Annotated in this window: 19 protein-coding genes; 10 read left to right on the top strand and 9 right to left on the bottom strand. The window is 46.1% G+C overall.

Annotated elements, in window-relative coordinates; all coding sequences use genetic code 11:
• Positions 1 to 3 precede the first annotated feature (3 nt).
• From QBE54_RS10970 to QBE54_RS10935, 8 genes are all read left to right on the top strand, one after another.
• Entirely contained in the window at positions 4 to 942 is a 939-nt protein-coding gene (locus QBE54_RS10970; protein ID WP_369018224.1) for an ABC transporter permease, read from the top strand.
• Positions 939 to 1,922, top strand: coding sequence for an ABC transporter permease (locus QBE54_RS10965; RefSeq protein WP_369018223.1), 984 nt, complete (start codon positions 939 to 941; stop codon positions 1,920 to 1,922). The genes QBE54_RS10970 and QBE54_RS10965 overlap by 4 nt, the downstream gene beginning before the upstream one ends.
• Before the next feature lie 62 nt (positions 1,923 to 1,984).
• A complete protein-coding gene (locus tag QBE54_RS10960) occupies positions 1,985 to 2,815 on the top strand; it encodes a hypothetical protein (RefSeq protein WP_369018222.1) in 831 nt (276 codons plus the stop codon).
• Between the two features lie 182 nt (positions 2,816 to 2,997).
• Positions 2,998 to 3,954 (top strand): thiamine pyrophosphate-dependent dehydrogenase E1 component subunit alpha, encoded by a 957-nt coding sequence (locus QBE54_RS10955; protein WP_369019445.1) that lies wholly within the window; start codon positions 2,998 to 3,000, stop codon positions 3,952 to 3,954.
• A complete protein-coding gene (locus QBE54_RS10950) occupies positions 3,944 to 4,924 on the top strand; it encodes an alpha-ketoacid dehydrogenase subunit beta (RefSeq protein ID WP_369018221.1) in 981 nt (326 codons plus the stop codon). The genes QBE54_RS10955 and QBE54_RS10950 overlap by 11 nt, the downstream gene beginning before the upstream one ends.
• A gap of 82 nt (positions 4,925 to 5,006) precedes the next feature.
• Positions 5,007 to 5,957, top strand: coding sequence for a sugar-binding transcriptional regulator (locus QBE54_RS10945; RefSeq protein ID WP_369018220.1), 951 nt, complete (start codon positions 5,007 to 5,009; stop codon positions 5,955 to 5,957).
• 173 nt (positions 5,958 to 6,130) lie between these two features.
• Positions 6,131 to 7,141 carry a glyoxylate reductase gene (gene gyaR / locus QBE54_RS10940; protein ID WP_369018219.1) on the top strand — a complete coding sequence of 337 codons (1,011 nt, stop codon included), beginning with the start codon at positions 6,131 to 6,133 and terminating at the stop codon, positions 7,139 to 7,141.
• Between the two features lie 4 nt (positions 7,142 to 7,145).
• A complete protein-coding gene (locus QBE54_RS10935) occupies positions 7,146 to 8,411 on the top strand; it encodes a DUF1576 domain-containing protein (RefSeq protein ID WP_369018218.1) in 1,266 nt (421 codons plus the stop codon).
• A gap of 39 nt (positions 8,412 to 8,450) precedes the next feature.
• Here QBE54_RS10935 and QBE54_RS10930 read toward each other — a convergent pair whose 3' ends face one another.
• Complete coding sequence (locus tag QBE54_RS10930) at positions 8,451 to 8,846, bottom strand: class II SORL domain-containing protein (protein ID WP_369018217.1); 396 nt, start codon at positions 8,844 to 8,846, stop codon at positions 8,451 to 8,453.
• A 12-nt stretch (positions 8,847 to 8,858) separates the two neighbouring features.
• A complete protein-coding gene (locus tag QBE54_RS10925) occupies positions 8,859 to 9,353 on the bottom strand; it encodes a rubrerythrin family protein (RefSeq protein ID WP_369019444.1) in 495 nt (164 codons plus the stop codon).
• A gap of 159 nt (positions 9,354 to 9,512) precedes the next feature.
• On the opposite strand from QBE54_RS10925, the gene QBE54_RS10920 reads away from it, so the two are divergent.
• A complete protein-coding gene (locus tag QBE54_RS10920) occupies positions 9,513 to 10,190 on the top strand; it encodes a CPBP family glutamic-type intramembrane protease (RefSeq protein WP_369018216.1) in 678 nt (225 codons plus the stop codon).
• Positions 10,191 to 10,402: 212 nt separating this feature from the next.
• Here the strand turns inward: QBE54_RS10920 and QBE54_RS10915 are convergent, their stop codons facing one another.
• The 5 genes from QBE54_RS10915 to QBE54_RS10895 are packed head-to-tail and all read right to left on the bottom strand — an operon-like array spanning position 10,403 to position 15,149.
• Positions 10,403 to 11,155, bottom strand: coding sequence for an acyl-CoA dehydratase activase (locus tag QBE54_RS10915; protein WP_369018215.1), 753 nt, complete (start codon positions 11,153 to 11,155; stop codon positions 10,403 to 10,405).
• 6 nt (positions 11,156 to 11,161) lie between these two features.
• On the bottom strand, positions 11,162 to 12,397 hold the full coding sequence (locus QBE54_RS10910) for a 2-hydroxyacyl-CoA dehydratase subunit D (protein ID WP_369018214.1): 1,236 nt from the start codon (positions 12,395 to 12,397) through the stop codon (positions 11,162 to 11,164).
• The gene (locus QBE54_RS10905; RefSeq protein ID WP_369018213.1) at positions 12,372 to 13,382 is read right to left on the bottom strand and encodes a 2-hydroxyacyl-CoA dehydratase; all 1,011 of its coding nucleotides are present in this window, start codon (positions 13,380 to 13,382) and stop codon (positions 12,372 to 12,374) included. The genes QBE54_RS10910 and QBE54_RS10905 overlap by 26 nt, the downstream gene beginning before the upstream one ends.
• Before the next feature lie 12 nt (positions 13,383 to 13,394).
• Positions 13,395 to 13,592 carry a hypothetical protein gene (locus QBE54_RS10900; protein WP_369018212.1) on the bottom strand — a complete coding sequence of 66 codons (198 nt, stop codon included), beginning with the start codon at positions 13,590 to 13,592 and terminating at the stop codon, positions 13,395 to 13,397.
• 54 nt (positions 13,593 to 13,646) lie between these two features.
• Complete coding sequence (locus tag QBE54_RS10895; RefSeq protein ID WP_369018211.1) at positions 13,647 to 15,149, bottom strand: class I adenylate-forming enzyme family protein; 1,503 nt, start codon at positions 15,147 to 15,149, stop codon at positions 13,647 to 13,649.
• Positions 15,150 to 15,311: 162 nt separating this feature from the next.
• On the opposite strand from QBE54_RS10895, the gene QBE54_RS10890 reads away from it, so the two are divergent.
• Positions 15,312 to 15,878, top strand: a complete 567-nt coding sequence (locus QBE54_RS10890) for an O-acetyl-ADP-ribose deacetylase (protein ID WP_369018210.1) — start codon at positions 15,312 to 15,314, stop codon at positions 15,876 to 15,878.
• 6 nt (positions 15,879 to 15,884) lie between these two features.
• Here the strand turns inward: QBE54_RS10890 and rdgB are convergent, their stop codons facing one another.
• Entirely contained in the window at positions 15,885 to 16,490 is a 606-nt protein-coding gene (gene rdgB, locus QBE54_RS10885) for an RdgB/HAM1 family non-canonical purine NTP pyrophosphatase (RefSeq protein ID WP_369018209.1), read from the bottom strand.
• Entirely contained in the window at positions 16,487 to 17,212 is a 726-nt protein-coding gene (gene rph, locus QBE54_RS10880; protein ID WP_369019443.1) for a ribonuclease PH, read from the bottom strand. The genes rdgB and rph overlap by 4 nt, the downstream gene beginning before the upstream one ends.
• Between the last annotated feature and the right edge of the window lie 36 nt (positions 17,213 to 17,248).

Below are 17,248 nucleotides of genomic sequence, written 5' to 3'. Positions count from 1 at the left end.
AAGATGATTCACTGGGAAACCATTGTTAAAAGAAGAGAGTTCAGCGTATTGATACTTATCGGTGCTTTGGTCGTAGTTTTTTCCATTTTTACGGAACGTTTTTTAAGTATTAACAACATTTCTAACCTGCTTTTGCAAACAGCGGGGATTGTTACTGCCTCCATAGGCATGACTATGGTAATTATAACTGCAGGAATCGATGTTTCGGTAGGCTCTACCATGGGTATGGCCTGTGCAGTATCAGGCCTTGCTTTGACTGCAGGTTTACCTGCTTTACTGGTTTTTATTGTTGCCATCGCAGTAGGTTTAATTATCGGTCTTTTCAACGGAGCCTTAATAGCGTACGGCGAGATCCCGCCCATCATAGTTACTCTGGGCACTATGAATCTGGTAAGAGCATTAATGTATCAGGTTCTTGGTGGAAGATGGATTTCCGGAATTCCTCCCACCATACGTTTTATAGGTCTTGGTAAAATGCTGGGAATACCCATTTCAACCTGGATTGCTGGCTTCCTAATAATAGCCTTCACTTATTTTTTAAACATGCGACCCCTAGGTCGCTATATCTATGCAGTGGGCAATAATCAGGAAGCAGCTCGTATTAGCGGCATCAACTTAAAAACGACGCTGGTTTTTGTATATGCACTTACTGGTGCCCTGGTGGGATTTGCAGGACTTATTTACGTCGCACGTACTGGAATAGTACAAACCAATACCGGCATGGGCTTTGAGCTGGATGTCATTGCAGCAGTGGTGCTTGGAGGAACCAGCATCCTTGGTGGCCGAGGTACTGTAGTAGGAAGTCTACTGGGAGCACTTCTTGTGGGAATCATTAAAAACGGCATGATTCTCCTCAATGTACCTGCTTTAAGTGAAGGACTGGTCATTGGTGTCTTGATTATTGTTTCAGTGTTGCTCGACCTTTTGAGGAGCAAAAGATGAAAAAGTTTTGGGATTTTGTGATCGAAAACCGGAGTTTGTTTTTGGCTTTCGTTTTTCTTGGCGTTTTCTTGGTACTTTCGGTTCTGGTGCCTGGTTTCTTTACCCTTTATAACCTTACTAACATGACTCAATACGGCGTAGAGCTTGGCCTGCTTGCCTTTGCCGAAACTATGGTCATCATATCTGGAGGAGGAGGAATAGATCTTTCGGTGGGCTCAATGATGAGCCTGGTCGCCATAGTCATAGGAGTGCTTATTGGAAGAGTGGGAATTCCGCCCCTTCTGGCCATACCAGTGGGTCTTATGTGTGGAGCAAGCATGGGTCTTGTAAACGGAATGCTGGTAAGCCGAATAAAAATACTTCCTCTGATCGTTACCCTGGCTGGTCTTTACGTATACCGCTCGCTGGCGCTCATTGTGGCAGTGGATCCTCAGTTCGGTCCTAATCCCATGCCGGTCTCCAACTTTCCAGAATCTTTCTACTTTGTCGGACAATATCGTATAGGCGGCATACCTTTTCAAGTGCTTTGTATATATCTTCCAGTACTCATTCTGCTTCACTTTATACTTACCCGAACAGGTTATGGAAGAAAACTTTACGGAGTTGGAAGCAACGAGAAAGCTGCATTATTTTCGGGTATCAACGTAAAAAATATTCGTCTGTCAGTGTACATCATGTCTGGTATACTGAGTGGATTGGCTTCCTGGATTATTACTTCTCGTATCGCCAGTGCTCGTCCAGATATAGGAACCGGTTTTGAATTACAAGCCATAACCATCGCTGTTTTAGGTGGGGTAAGCATACAGGGAGGAGAAGGAACTGTTTTGGGAGTAGTTCTGGCTACTTTTATCATCACCATGCTCAACAATGGATTGCAATTGGCTGGTATCCACCAAATATGGCAACTCGGAGCACTGGGCGTGGTGTTGATCGGCAGTACTCTACTTAACCAATTTCTAATCAAGAGAAGAAAACTCTAAAGCAGGCAGTGAGCTTTACAAAAGGGTCTAACCGGTTTTCGCTTGCCCTCTGGTTTTTGGTTTTGTTTCTTTTGGTTCTGCTTTTCATAAACGATCCAGGAAAAGCAGTTCCAAAAACACCCATTTTTACAGCTTTTCCCGACCAAAAAAGTTACTTCTACGTTTTTTTGAAGACTTTCTTAGAAAGAGCCTCTTTTCGGATAGACGAATTGTCTTTGCCCTTACATCCTCCGCCCGAAGAACAATATTTCCTCCTGATTGGAGAATTTCCGGAGGAAGAGGTAGAAAACCTACTAACTAAGCTAAACAGTCCGCCTGCCCTGACCTTTTATCTCAACTGCAAACCACCAGATTTCCCCCACCGAAGAGTTATCCTAAAAACTGACTGGTCAAAAGCAAGTCAAGAAATTGGCAACTTCTTCAAAAAATACAATGTAGAACGCATTTTCCTGATAGGCAAAGAAACATCCTCTCATTATAATTTGCACGCAAACATCCAAAAAGAACTTAAAAAACCGATAATATTCATGGAAAGCAGCGTTAAAAGGAGCTCACAATATGCTTATTTCAAAAAGAGAAGTGCTTTCGTGTTTACCTCGCTTCTTGCCTTTAAAGATTTTTCAGCGTTAAGCAATTTTTCCCCCGAATTGGTAGTGCTCCTGGAAAGTCCTCCCGAAGCTCTGTATCTCCTCTGGGAAGGCAAAGTGCAGGCCGCACTTGAACTTTCACCCTCGCTTTTTGCACAAAAAATCCAGGAAATAATTCGAAGTTTTGAAAGTAACGGTTATCTCCCAAAAGAACCCATTCTAATTCCACCCCTTCTTATCACCAGGTCAAATCTCAAAGAAGCTGATGCAAAAGAAGTGTTTTATCGTTGCCCTCTCTGTTACTAAGCTTCCACAACTCTCAAACCATGAAAAAGCAAGTAAACCCAACGTTTCCGTTTCCCGTCACTTTTAAATCATGACAATTTTCTCAAATCTACTTGCTTTATTTCACCAATCAAATATAATGTAGACAGGTTGCGTGAAAAATTAAATGAACAATTTCTCACAATAGGAGGAAAACCAAGGTGCTGGACCTTCAGCAAAAACTCAAGCTTTATTACCAAATGTTGCTCATCCGTGATTTTGAAGAAACTGCTGAGGAGCTATATATGGCTGGTAAGGTCTGGGGAACCTTTCACCTTTACGTGGGAGAAGAAGCCGTGGCAGTGGGAGCCTGCGCTGCGCTACAGCCCGAGGATTATATTACCTCAACCCACAGAGGGCACGGACACTGCATCGCCAAAGGAGCAGATGTCAAAAAAATGATGGCCGAGTTGATGGGTAAAAAAACCGGCTATTGTCTGGGTCTTGGAGGTTCCATGCACATTGCAGACCTTGAAAAGGGCAACCTGGGAGCTACGGGCATAGTAGGTTCAGCTATCCCCATTGCAGTTGGAGCAGCGTTAGGCTGCAAGCTCCAGAAAAACGGAAGAGTAGTGCTTTGCTTTTTTGGAGATGGAGCTGCTAACACTGGAGCTTTCCATGAAGCAGTAAACATGGCAGCAATATTCAAGTTGCCGGTGGTTTTTATGTGTGAAAACAACATGTATGCCATGTCTTTCTCGGTCAAAAAAGCTTTTGCCATTGCTGACATTGCCGAACGTGCCCAGGGATATGGCATTCCGGGAGTGGTAGCCAATGGTAACGATGTACTCGAAGTGTACGAGATAACTAAGGAAGCAGTAGAAAGAGCCCGAAAAGGTGAAGGACCTACTCTTATAGAAGCCAAAACCTACCGTTTCAAAGGACATTCCAAAAGTGACAAAAACGTATATCGTTCGAAAGAAGAAATCAAAGAGTGGATGCGCAGAGATCCTATTTTGCTCTTTGAAAAACATCTCCTCGAAGAAGAAAAAGTCGACCCTCAAAAACTTCAAGAAATAAAACAAAAGGCCGAAAAAGAAATTGAAGAAGCTGTTGCTTTCGCTGAAGCAAGCGAAGAGCTGAGCATAGAGGAAGCGAGGCGATTGGTCTATGCCGAATAGAATAATCACCTATGCAGAAGCGCTCCGTGAGGCCATGCGCGAGGAAATGCGAAACGACGCTTCAGTATTTCTCATTGGAGAAGACATCGGCATTTACGGAGGAGCTTTCGGTGTAACCCAGGGCTTAATTGAGGAATTTGGCCCAGAGAGAGTTATCGACACTCCTATCTCTGAAGTGGCTATTGTTGGCGCTGCAGTGGGAGCTTCCCTCATTGGGATGCGACCAGTAGCAGAAATAATGTTTTTCGATTTTATGACCATTTGCTCTGACCAGTTGGTTAATCAGGCAGCAAAAATACGTTTTATGTTTGGAGGCAAGGCACGAGTACCTATCGTGGTGCGTTCACCAGCCGGTTCTGGAACTGGTGCAGCAGGGCATCATTCGGGAAGCCTTGAGTCCTGGTTTGCCCATGTTCCCGGCCTCAAAGTGGTAGCTCCAGCTACTCCGTATGACGCTAAGGGATTGCTCAAATCATCAATTCGCGACGATAACCCGGTAGTTTTCGTAGAACACAAATTGCTTTATCGCACCAAAGGGCCAGTGCCAGAAGAAGAGTACCTGGTACCCATTGGAAAAGCAGAAATTAAAAGAGAGGGCAAAGACGTTTCCCTCATCGCCTATTCCATCATGACTATGCGTAGCCTGGAAGCTGCGGAAATACTTGCCAAAGAAGGAATTGAGGCTGAGGTGGTCGACATTCGAAGCTTGCGACCACTTGATGAGGAAACAATTCTTCAATCGGTGAAAAAGACCAATCGAGCAGTAGTTATCTATGAACCACCTCGCTTCGGTGGCTTTGGGGCTGAAGTGGTTTCTCTAATAACTGAAAAAGCGTTCGACTATCTGGACGCGCCGGTAGAGCGCCTGGGTGGCGAAGAAATGCCTCCTCCCTATAACCCACATCTTGAAAGAGAATTGGTCCCCCAGGTAGAGGACATTGTGGAAACAGTAAAAAGAATGCTTGAATAAATGAAACGGATTGAGAGATTGTGCGGGCAGCACCTTGCACAATTTCTCAATCCATGGTAAAAAGCAAAGGGGAGCGAGAGATATGAGGAAAGGACCAGAACCAGAACTTATAGCTGAAATAGCGAAGCTCTATTACTATAACCAACTTACTCAAGAGAGAATCGCAGATCTCCTGGGCATTTCTCGCCAGAAAGTTTGCCGACTTTTAAAAAAGGCCCTTGAGGACGGCATCGTCCAGATAAAAATCATCGAACCAGAACAATCAGATAAAAAAATTGAAGAAGAACTTATAAAAAAGTTTGACCTTGAAGAAGCAAGGGTAGTAAAAATTTTCCAGGACCGAAAAGACCTGATTCTCAAAAGGATTGGCCAAGGTGCTGCTGCATATTTGATGAGCCGGGTGGAACCTTATCTCTCCATAGGCATCGCCTACGGGAAAACGCTGTACGAGATGACCAATTTTCTCACCCCTCGCAAAGTACCTGGCCTAAGAGTAATCCAGATCATGGGAGGCTATGGAAAGCTCAGCGGTGAAATCCTTTCCATTGAACTTGCTCAAAAGGTTGCCGAAGCTTTTGAGGGTGATGTTGTTCCTCTTTTTGCTCCAGCTTTTGCCAAAGACGCAAGAACCAAAAGGGCTATTGAAAGTGAAGACCGTATCAAAAGAGTGCTGGAGCTGGGCAGAAAAGCAGACATGGCGCTGGTGGGCATTGGTGGTATCGGCCTTACTGCAACCCTGATCGACACAGGAGAAATTAGCAAAGAAGAACGGGAAGAGCTTATCCAGAAGGGCGCAGTAGGTAACATCTGCGGCAACTTTTTCGATAGAGAAGGAAATCCCGTTTTTTCCAGGGTTGACACCCGGCGTATTGCACTTACGCTCTCCGACCTGAAAAACATTCCCCGGGTAGTGGGTGTTGCTGGAGGAGAAGAAAAAATCGAAGCCATTTACGGAGCATTACATGGCAAGCTGGTCAACGTCCTGATAACCGATGAGCTCACCGCAAAGGCACTTCTGGAATGGAAAACATAAGGAGAGAATCAGGCTCTCGAGTCACAAGGCTGGGTTCTACGAAAAGTCGTTGCTGCTTCTTTTGGGCAAACTGCAGGAGATAACGACCAGAGCATCCACTTCAAAGCACACTTAGTTTCTGCACAGGGTTTTTCCAAAGCGTAAATGTACAAATCCTAAGAGGAGGATTCCTAATGCAAGCAAAACCCCAGGTATTTATTACCAGAAGGATTCCTGAAGAAGGCATAAAGATGATAATAGAATACTGTGAAACAGAGATAAGCGATTTTGATGGTGTTTTACCACGAGAAATGTTACTTAAAAAAGTTAAAAACAAAGAGGGTATTCTCTGCTTGCTCACCGATACTATTGACAAAGAAGTAATGGATGCGGCTGGTCCAAGGCTCAAAGTAATTTCCAACTACGCTGTGGGCTTCAATAACATAGACGTGGAGGAAGCGACCAGGCGGGGCATCATGGTCACCAACACTCCCGGTGTCCTCACCGAGACCACTGCAGACCTTGCCTGGACCCTTATGATGAGCATTGCCCGACGCATCGTTGAGGCAGACAAATTCGTGAGAGCTGGAAAATTCAGAGGCTGGGAACCTCTACTGCTTCTTGGTACCGACGTATACGGAGCTACCCTTGGTATCATCGGCTTTGGGAGAATAGGGCAGGCCATGGCCCGGAGGGCTTCAGGATTCAACATGAAGGTAATATACTATGACTCGCAAAGAGCACCTTCACAGGTAGAAAAAGAGCTTGGAGCTTCTTACCGAACTCTTCCGGAGCTACTTAGTGAAGCCGATTTTGTAACCATCCATGTGCCACTAACCCCTCAAACCCACCATCTCATTGGAGAAAAAGAGCTAAAAATGATGAAGAAAGAAGCCTACCTCATCAACACTGCACGAGGACCAATCGTGGATGAGAAAGCCCTGGTTCGTGCCCTTCAGGAAAAATGGATTAGAGGAGCAGCGCTGGATGTTTTTGAAAACGAACCAGAGGTGGAACCAGAACTGCTTAAGCTTGACAACGTAGTTCTGGCCCCCCACATTGGTTCAGCCACTTACGCCACCCGCACCAAAATGGCAATCATGGCCGCCGAGAATCTTATTAAGGCACTCCAGGGGGAAATACCTCCCAATCTGGTTAACCCAGAAGTGCTCGAAAAAAACAAAAATTCACAAAAACAGGGGTGATAAAATGTTAAATCGTAAAAACCGGGAAATATGGATACTTTTTCTTTATCTCAACGTACTTCCTTTTCTGGCCCTGCATGAGGAAAGCCCACCCAAGTTGCTGGTGGGTCTTCTTCGTATACTCGCCCACCCGGGCATCCTGGTCAGCGATTACTTTGGAATCGGGGGTATAGGGGCAACATTGCTTAACGCATACTTTGTGGGTGCAATAGGGTGGGCACTGCTCTGGAAATTTGTGCCCCGACTGCGGGGAGAGCATATTGCTGCCTGGTGTACGATGATTGGTTTTGCCTTCTTTGGCAAAAACCCACTTAACACGCTTCCCATTTTGCTTGGTTGTTACCTATTTTCCCTGCTCTCTAAAAGGCATTTTTCAGAGTTGGTTGCTGTGTCCATGTTCACCACCGCACTTTCTCCGGTAGTCAGCTTGCTCATCTTTGACTGGCACATAAGATTTGAGGTGGCCATTCTGGTGGGTGTTATGGTAGGCCTCGTAGTTCCGGCTTTAGCCAGACATCTTCACTTTTTGCACCTTGGATATAACCTTTACGGCACTGGCTTTGCTGCAGGAATAATTGGAGCAGTGGTTGCCTCCGTAATCCAGGGAATGGGTCGGCCAATAGACCTGCTCACCGTCTGGACTGAAAACAGAAGTGCTAACCCGAGTATAATCTTGCTTCTCTTCCTTGTCTCGCTCATTCTGATTGGCACTCTTAGTGAGCGTAAAGCCTGGCGAAGGTGGAAAGAAATCTTGCTTTCCACCGGTAAAGCACCTTCCGACTATTTTTCGTTTTCAAGAGGCGGTACACTCATCAACATGGGCTGGAGCGGGTTAATGGCTCTTGCCTACCTTGCGCTCCTTAAGGCGCCAATAAATGGACCCACGCTGGGGGGCATACTAACCATAGTGGGATTTGCGGCTTACGGCAAGCATCCTCGTAACGCTCTGCCCATAATACTTGGGGTTTTTCTGGGAACACTGATAACCCACTGGCAAGCCGACCAGCCAGGGCCACTGCTGGCAGCACTCTTTGGTTCAGCCTTGGCGCCCATTGCAGGAGAGTTCGGAATGCTGGTAGGCATGGTTTGTGGCTTTCTGCACCTATGTGTAGTGATGAACATTGGATGGCTACACGGGGGAATAAACCTTTACAACAATGGCTTTGCTGCAGGTTTTGTGGCAATTATAATTGCCGGCATAGCTCAGGAAGTGAAGAGAATCAAAAAAGTTTCTTTCTCTGTCCCCTTTTCTGACGACCACGTCCTGTAAAACAAAAATTGGGGCCGGCTATCCACCGGCCCCAAATCGCTAATTCGCGGTTACCTCTTTAGAACTCTGCCACAAACCATGAATGTTGCAGTAGGAACTTGCAAAAAGCGTACCAGATTGGTTCAGCTTTAAGGAAAAGTTTACCCTTGGCTCCGTATATGCCGCACCCTTGTTAGGCCCTTCTGTGGACTCCCCATGGGCTTCAAAGTCAAATCTGGCTACCGCAAAGGGAAACTTTGCTCCCTGGGGCAAAAAGAAGACCTCAATCCAGCGAATGTGATGCTCGGTGGTGTTGGGATGAGGAATTTCTTTTCCCACTGTTACTTCAAACTGAGCAACTTCTCCCACTTTAACTTCCTGAGGACCATCAATAACCGGGACATGCTTTTCTGCTTTCCAATCTGCACTCTGAAACAATTCGCCAATAGTGCTCATTGTTATTCCCCCTTAAAAAGCTTTAAACTGGCTTTTGGGCGCCCCACACACTGGGCAGTGGTCAGGAGCGCTACCCTCCACAGTGTAACCGCAAACTGGGCAAATATAAACGGTGCCAATTTCCAGGTCTTTGCCCTGTAACGCTGCTTCTTTCGCCTGCGTATACATTTTGGCATGAATCTTTTCAGCTTCCAGAGCGTAATGTGTGCTTCTTTCTGCCTCCTTCTCACCCTGGAAACTTGCCGCGTTGTTATAAACGGGATACATCTCCTCCACTTCAAAGGTTTCACCAGCAATGGCCATATCCAGATTATCGGTGGTGGAACCTATCTTACCCAGTGTACGATAATGATTGGTAGCATGCACCTGTTCTGCAAAGGCAATAGCTCGGAAGAGACGAGCAATGTTGGGTTTTCCTTCTTTTTCAGCTACCTCTGCAAAAATTAGATAGCGCATATGAGCCTGCGATTCTCCGGAATAAGCATCCTCAAGGTTTCTACGAGTCATGGCATGTTTTGCTTCGGCCAATTCAACCACCTCCACAAGCAGCTTTTACGTAAATAAAACCCGCTGTGAAATCTCTTATTCCCGAAAAGAACGCTTCTGCGCATTCTAAAACTGGCTTTCTACACTGAAGCAGCGTAAAATGGTACAGGGGTGCCTGCTGTGAACGATGTGTTCAAAAAGATAAGAGAATACCTGATGTTTCTGTTGCAAAAAGAAAGCATGATCATTGTTTCCTCAATTCTAAGTGTGGTTTTATATGACCTTTCCTTGCAAAACCGCTGGTTTTATCCCTTTAAAGGAGAAGAAGCTTCCCTAAATGTTTTTCTTTCTGGAGCAATATGGTTTTTCGTGGCTCCCTTTTTCATTAATCTCCTTTACTTGCGCCTTCCGGCTCTTGAGCTGGGCTTTAAACCCAAAAAGGAAGTAAACTGGATTAAGTGGTTCTTGCTTTTCTTCGCAATCGGCATAGCGTGGGCACTATGGGTATCCAGAAACCCGGTATATCGCAACTATTATCCCGCCTTACCGGCTGCCCGTACCGATTCTCTGGCATTCATGAAATACGAAACACTGGTGGCACTCAACATGTTTAGCTGGGAATTCTTGTGCCGGGGGTACCTACTTTTTGGCTTGCAGAAAAAGTTTGGGAAGTACGCCTTGCTCATTCAGCTTGTCATTTTTACCCTCCTTCACCGGGGCAAACCCGAATACTTGCTTTCCATCCTGGGAGGATTAGGTATGGGAATACTGGCCCTGGAAGCAGGGAGTTTTATTCCAGTCTTTTTGCTTCACTTTGGTACTGCAGTGCTTCTCGACCTTTTCTGTCTGGCCTTTTAAAAGGGAAAACCGGGCAGAGAGAGACAAAACCTTTTCCCCTCTATAAGTGGTCATCACGACCAAGGTCTCCTTGCCCGGTTCATCTTTATTTTAGAACTAAAGCCTTCGAAAAACAATACCTTTGTTTTCCAAAAACTTACACTGAAAAAATATGCAAGAACCAGATTTGCAAGTAACTTTTGCACGTCGCAACTCTGAATTCATCCACCATTCTATCCCAAAAGACAGGCTCCCAAAGCAGCTGTTATCTGAGGGTAAGGAGGCACCAGCAAAGAAGTCTTTAACTTTTTCTCCAGAGCTTGCAGTACGCCCCGATTTTTAGCTACTCCTCCAGTAAAAACGAAAGGAGGCTGGCCCCCTACACGTTCTATCAGTGAAACAGTCCGTTCTGCTACCGAAAAACAAACCGCCCGGGCTAAGCTTTCGCGCCTCTTCCCACCAGCCATCAGACTAATCAATTCCGATTCAGCAAACACCGCACAAGTAGAAGAAAGGCTGACTTCTTCAGTAGCGAGATTAAAAAGCGCGCCGTAGTCCTCGAGCGTTATCTCCAGTACCCCGGCCATCATTTCCAAAAACCTACCCGTCCCTGCTGCACACTTATCATTCATGATAAAGTCAAGCACTTTGCCTTCTGAACCAAGTAAGATGACTTTACTGTCCTGACCTCCTATGTCAATAACCGTCCTTGCCTTGGGAAACAAAAAATGGATGGCCTTTGCCTGACAGGAAATCTCGCTCACTCTTTTTGCGGCGTCAACCTGCTGTCTGCCATAACCGGTAGCCACCATCTTATCCACTTTATCAGAGCCCAAACCGCAGTCTTTTAAAATCGCCTCTATCATTTGAGAAGCTTTTTCCTTCATGTTGGTTCCGGTGGGCTCTATACGGAAAGCAAGAATGCTCTTACCATCCCAAAGCACCGCCTTGGTAGTTCTTGAACCAACATCAATTCCCAGAACCATTGTGCATCACCCCAGCATTTCCCGAAAAGCCTGTAAGCGGGTCTTTAATTGTTCTAAGGAAAAGTAATTTCGGTCCAAATGGTCTCCATCCAGAAAAAGTACTGGATATCCAGCAGCATTCAGAGACCTGCGCAGAAGAAATTCCATGCCTTGGCTCTGCCGACAACCCCACTGGTTACAGTGAATAACACCCTGCGCGCCATAGCCTTTCAGCCAAGCCAGGGTGCGCTTTATCCGCAAATCAGCCCGCATAAAGCGCAGACTATGTAAAACCTTTCTGGCCAGGGTCTCAAAAGGTCGTTCCACATTATACTCACCCTTATACACATCAGCAAATTCCTCAAATAAAACCTCGAAACCAAATTCTTCAAGAAGAGAATCAAGGCTTTGATTAATGAAGTAAGGTTTGAGGTGAAGCCAGATAATCTCGGCCTTACCAGCACAGGAAGACTTATTAGCCCCCTTGCTTTCTCGCAAAAGCTTTTCAAAAAAAGCAAGCGCTGTCTCGCTGCCCATAAACTGGTAATAGTAGGGCAGATATTCCAGATTTTTTGTTGGTGGAGAGAAAGAAATCTCTTTCTTGCGCCTTTTCGCTTCCAGCTCTTCAATTAATTCCCCAGTTTTTCGGGAAAGATGAAAAACGTCTTCCCAGGCAAAGGTAATCCTTAGCCTCCGGGAAAGAGAAGAAGCTATCTCCTCGAGTTGTCTTGCAACATAGAGCACTGCATCCTTGCTGTTTTGCAAAGGAACGTCGACTATATAACAGGGTACCTTCCAGATGAGAGAAAGCCATTTGAAAAAGCCAACCGTTCCCTGACAAATACCCGTTGTGGCAAGTAGGGCAGCTGGCCTGGGGAAAAAGCGTAGTAAGCTCATCCCTACTGCCAGACGGTGATAGCTACATAAGTCTCGGGAGAACCAGTTTTGGTCAGCTTCCCGGAAAGGGTAATGTGCAAGACCTAAGGCAGCAATTAATCCTCCCGCAATTTCTGGATAAAAAGCCTTGCAGGAAGCAGCGTGAATAAATTCACTGGGGAAAAAGAAACTCGCCCATATCACGGGCTTCTCCTGGCCATAGAGCTCCCGTATCTCCCTTATAGTGGTTGTGTACGAAAATTGAGCAAGATTGGGAACCGGCCATCTTTTGGCCAGCCATTTCTCGTAAATTTTTAGCAAGCGGAAAGGGTATCTCCATTGCAAAAAATATCCAGCAGTTTTAAGAAGCAGGTCTTTTCCAGGCATGGCCAGAAAGAGATTCATAAAAAGCTTCGATTCGTATTCGCCAGCGAGGCGCTTCTTCCTGTGAAGTGTCGTAATCAATGGCAAGCAAGGGCAGAGAAAGCTCCTTTTTGAGGAGCGGCAACTCATAAAGCGAAAAATCACAAAACTTGGGATAAAAATATACTATCCCTAAAATTCCCAGGGAAGTTATAACCTTTTTCAACATGTCCAACCTTCGCAGATCATTTACTCGGGGGCAGGGAAGCAAAGACCGCAAATACAACTCGGAAAGAGCCAGAAAAGGGTCCCTTTCAGCTGCTACATCCAGCTTCCTAAGGTCCTCACTCAAAACTTTGCGCATCGCATAAGGCGAATCCTCAAAAACCAAAAAACCAGATTCTTCAAGCAGGGTGGTTACTTCCTGTATAAAAATATGGCCCCCAGAAAGGAGAATAGGAATGCCTGTTCTGACACCTGGTGGTGCATCAGCAAAGGGCAAATCCAGGAAATTCAATTTTCTTAAAGTATCTCCGTAAACAGAACCCTTGAAAAACAGTTCGCTCCACCTCGAACGCCACTTGAGGGAAGAAAGCGTTATCTCCAGCAATCGTTCTGCCACAGCAAGAGGCGTAATCCCCGACAAATTACCCAAGCTGAAGGCCAGAAGACGCAAATTCTCTGCAAAGCGAGCCAGGGTCATCTTGTCTACATGATGGGGAACTTCCAGTAAAAAAAGGGGTATTTTATCGGCAAAAAGACGTTGTGAAACTTCATATAATCTGCGAGCAGCATCACAACTTCCCGCAAAAACTACAACATCCAGGCTATCGCGACCGGTGCTTTGTAGCCAGTCAACGAAAAACTTAGCTGTAGCACAAAACGGTACCGGGAAATAAGAAGCATCTCCTCTTAATTCAGGCCCTCTCAATTGCATCTGAAGGGGTTCTCCCCCACAAGCCAGAATCAACTCAAAAGGAACATAACGACAAAAAAAGCCTACCCGCACCAACGCTCACCCTCAAAGAAAGATAAATACCCACCATAGAAAACTCAGACAACCCAGTATGGTCAAAATGATTAAAAACACCCCACCCAACAGAACACCCACTACAAAAAGAGCCAGAGCCACCAGAAAACCCAGTACCAGGGGGAAGAGCAAAAAGGAAAGTAAAATCAGAACCAAAAAAATCAATGCTGCAGAGATAACGCGTATCAATTTACCGCACCCCAGGAAAAATTTTGATAGCTTTGACAGTCTTTAATTCCAAGCTTACTCCTTAACTTCAACTTCAGCACCTGAGGACTTAATGGCATATTTCATGATTTTCCCGGTAACCGTTTGGGGGAGTTCTTTAACGATTTCCACAATGCGTGGCACTTTATAGTGGGGCAGTCTTTGCTTGCAAAAACGAACAATTTGCAGGGGCTCCAAAGTAGCACCCTCAGCAGGTACGACATAGGCTTTAATCAACTCGCCTCGTACATCTCGTTTTACGCCTATAACTGCTGACTGGGCAACGCCCGGAAATTCCATTATTACTTCTTCAACTTCCCGCGGATAAACGTTGAAACCAGATACAATGATCAATTCCTTCTTTCTCCCCTCAATGTATAAAATGCCCTTTTCGTCTTTTTTGCCCAAATCACCGGTATAGAACCATCCACCACGAAAAGAACGGGCATTCTCTTCCGGATTGCGAAAATAGCCGGGAGAAATAGGGTCTCCAGAAAGTACAATTTCGCCAACTTCCCCAGGAGCAACCTCGTTCCCTTCTTCATCAACGATGCGCAGATGAATTGCATCAATAACCAGACCTGCAGAGCCCGGAATTCGTACCTCAGGAGAAGGATTAACAGAAACCACCGGAGAGGCCTCAGTAATCCCGTAGCCCTCTATAATTTTGAGACCAAAAGCATTCTCAAAATTTTCTCGAACCCGGGAAGGAAGTGCATCACCACCACAGATTAAAAGACGCAGGGGGTGAAGGTCAAATTTCTGACGAGCCCTGGCCCCAGCAAGTATCGAGAAAAGAGCAGGCACGCCCAGAAATACCGTGGACTGATAGTGCTTCAATGACTCAAGCAAGCCATCCAGAGGATAAAGTGAGGGCACGATGGTCAGCATCATGCCCTTGACCAGAGGCAAAAGATAAGCAATCGAGAAACCAAACACATGAAACATGGGAAGAACACCCAGCATTCTGTCCTCAGGAGAGATATCTACAAGGTCAAAGCAACTATCGATGTCTGAAAGAATGTTGTGGTGAGTCAACATAACCAGTTTGGGAATGCCCGAAGTGCCTGAAGTGGCAAAAAGAGCAGCAACCGGACTTTCCAGAGCAGGGAACTGTTCTCTGAAGGAAAGTGGTTTACTCCGAAAAATAAGGTTGCCATTCTCCTCAAGCAAGGCCTGAGGCAGATTTTCAGCAAGCACCTTTTCCTTCCAGGTAATAATTAGACTGGCATCAGCAAGACTGAAAATCTTTTCTATAAAATGCTCTGGATAGCGTGGAGAAACTGGAAGTGGTACAACACCCAGCTCAAAACAAGCCAGAATGAGCCGCAGTGCAAACCAGTTGTTCGGCAAAACCAGCAACACCCTCGAACCACTTTTAACGCCCGCCCTATCAAGCTCTCTGGCTACCTGCTCAATTTCTCCAACAAGTTCAGAGTACCTAAGAGTAAAGTCGCCCTGAGAGACTGCTATTTTATCCCTGTATTCTCTGGCTACTCTCTTTATACGCTGTGGTATGGTCTCGAGCAAAGCTCCCACCGTCCTTGCAAGTTTTTTCTATTCTACCACAGCACATAAAAGCCCAAAACTTCCCCGCCACCACAACGGCGACCCCTTGATAAAGGAAGGTCAAAGGCCTAAAATGAAAGAAACAGGGTCTTTAGGGTTTGCATTTGTCTTCTGCTCAGGGAGGGATGTGCTTTGGAGGTTACCGTCAACCAGAAAAAGCTCATTCTTGTGCAAGGAGATATAACCAAACAAGAAACGGATGCCATTGTAAATGCTGCCAATTCCCGTCTCGCTGGAGGAGGTGGCGTGGACGGTGCTATTCACCGCGCTGGCGGTCCAAAAATCGCCGAGGAATGCCGCAAAATAGGGGGGTGCCCTACTGGAAAAGCAGTGATTACCTCAGGTGGCAATCTGAAAGCAAAATACGTTATCCACGCAGTAGGACCGGTATACCGAGGAGGAACTCATGGTGAAGCAGAGCTTCTCAAAAGTGCCTATCTTTCAAGCCTGGAAATCGCCGAGCAAAAAGGTCTTCGTTCTATCTCTTTTCCTTCTATCAGCACCGGAGCTTATGGTTATCCAATAAAAGAGGCCTCTCAGATTGCTCTGGAGACTGTCCTTGACTATCTTATGGAACACAAAGACTCCCCACTCCAGGAAGTATACTTTGTGCTGTATACTCCTTTTGATTATAGCGTGTATGCAGAAACCCTGCGCCGATTAGCAGAACATAAAGGGTTGAGCGTCTCTGGGGTGTGATGGCACTCAACCCTCAAAGACATTTTGCAACAAAAATTCGGCACACTTTCTGAAAGCCAGAGCACGATGACTAAAACGATTTTTAAAGTTTTCACCCAGCTCGGCAAAGGTTTTCTGATAAGGGGGGAAGATAAATATGGGATCGTAGCCAAAACCGCCTTTACCGGAGGCTTTATCCGCTATAAATCCCTCACAAACACCTTCAAAAAGCCGTTCCCCACCTCCCCATACCAAAGCCACTACGCAAACAAAGCGGGCCTTGCGTTCTTCAGGGGGTGCGTTCTGTAAAAGTTCGAGAATTTTCGCATTCCTTGCTTCTGCGCTGTCAAGCCCGTAAAACCTTGCCGAATATATGCCTGGAGCTCCCTTTAGATAATCAACTTCCAGACCTGAATCCTCAGCCAGAACGATTTTCCCCGCTACTTCAAACCCCCGCCGAGCCTTCAAAAGCGCATTTTCGGCATAGCTTTTTCCCGTTTCTTCAATTTCACCAATGTGAGCAACTTCACCGATACCACGCACCTGGATACCAAAGGGAGCCAAAATAGCTTTCACTTCCCGGAGTTTGCCCTGGTTGCCAGTAACCAGGAAGACTTCACGAGTGTCTTTCACGGCAACCCCCGTTCAAAAAGGCGTTTCTCAAGGTCAATAATTTCTCCGATGCCTTTCTCCGCAAGATCCAACAGGCGGTTCAGGGCTTCGCGATCAAAGGGGCTGCGCTCAGCAGTCCCCTGAACTTCTACCAGCTTGCCACTCCCTGTCATCACCACGTTCATATCTACTTCCGCGTTGGAGTCTTCCTCAAAGTCAAGATCCAGCAGTTCTCTTCCTTCAACTACTCCCACACTTACAGCTCCCAGGTAATCCCTCACTATACCTCGAGACAAAATGCCTCGATCAACACACCCCCAGAGAGCTTCAACCAGGGCTACAAAAGAACCAGTGATAGCCAGTGTCCTGGTGCCACCATCTGCCTGAATAACATCACAATCCACCATAAAAGTTCTCTCACCGAGACTGCTCAAATCAACCACAGCTCGCAGGACCCTGCCAATGAGGCGCTGGATTTCGTGTGATCTACCTCCAATTCTCCCTTTCACCGAATCCCTGATGTTCCGTGTAGTGGTAGCTCGGGGTATCATCGCGTATTCAGCGGTTATCCATCCCTGACCACTGCCTTTTAAGAATGGGGGCACCCGATCTTCAATAGACACTGAACACACGATGCGGTTATTACCTGCTTCTATCAGCACCGAACCCTCCGCATATTTGAGGTAACCCTGATGGATCACAATCGGCCTTATTTCGTCTGCTTTTCTACCGTTCTTTCTCATCCCCTGTTCTTCCTTTCTTCTGCCCAGATAAGCTCC

Source organism: Thermatribacter velox (assembly GCF_038396615.1).
Taxonomy (GTDB): Bacteria; Atribacterota; Atribacteria; order Atribacterales; family Thermatribacteraceae; genus Thermatribacter; species Thermatribacter velox.
Note: the sequence above shows the minus strand (reverse complement) of the source record. Positions and strands in the feature narration are given on the sequence as shown.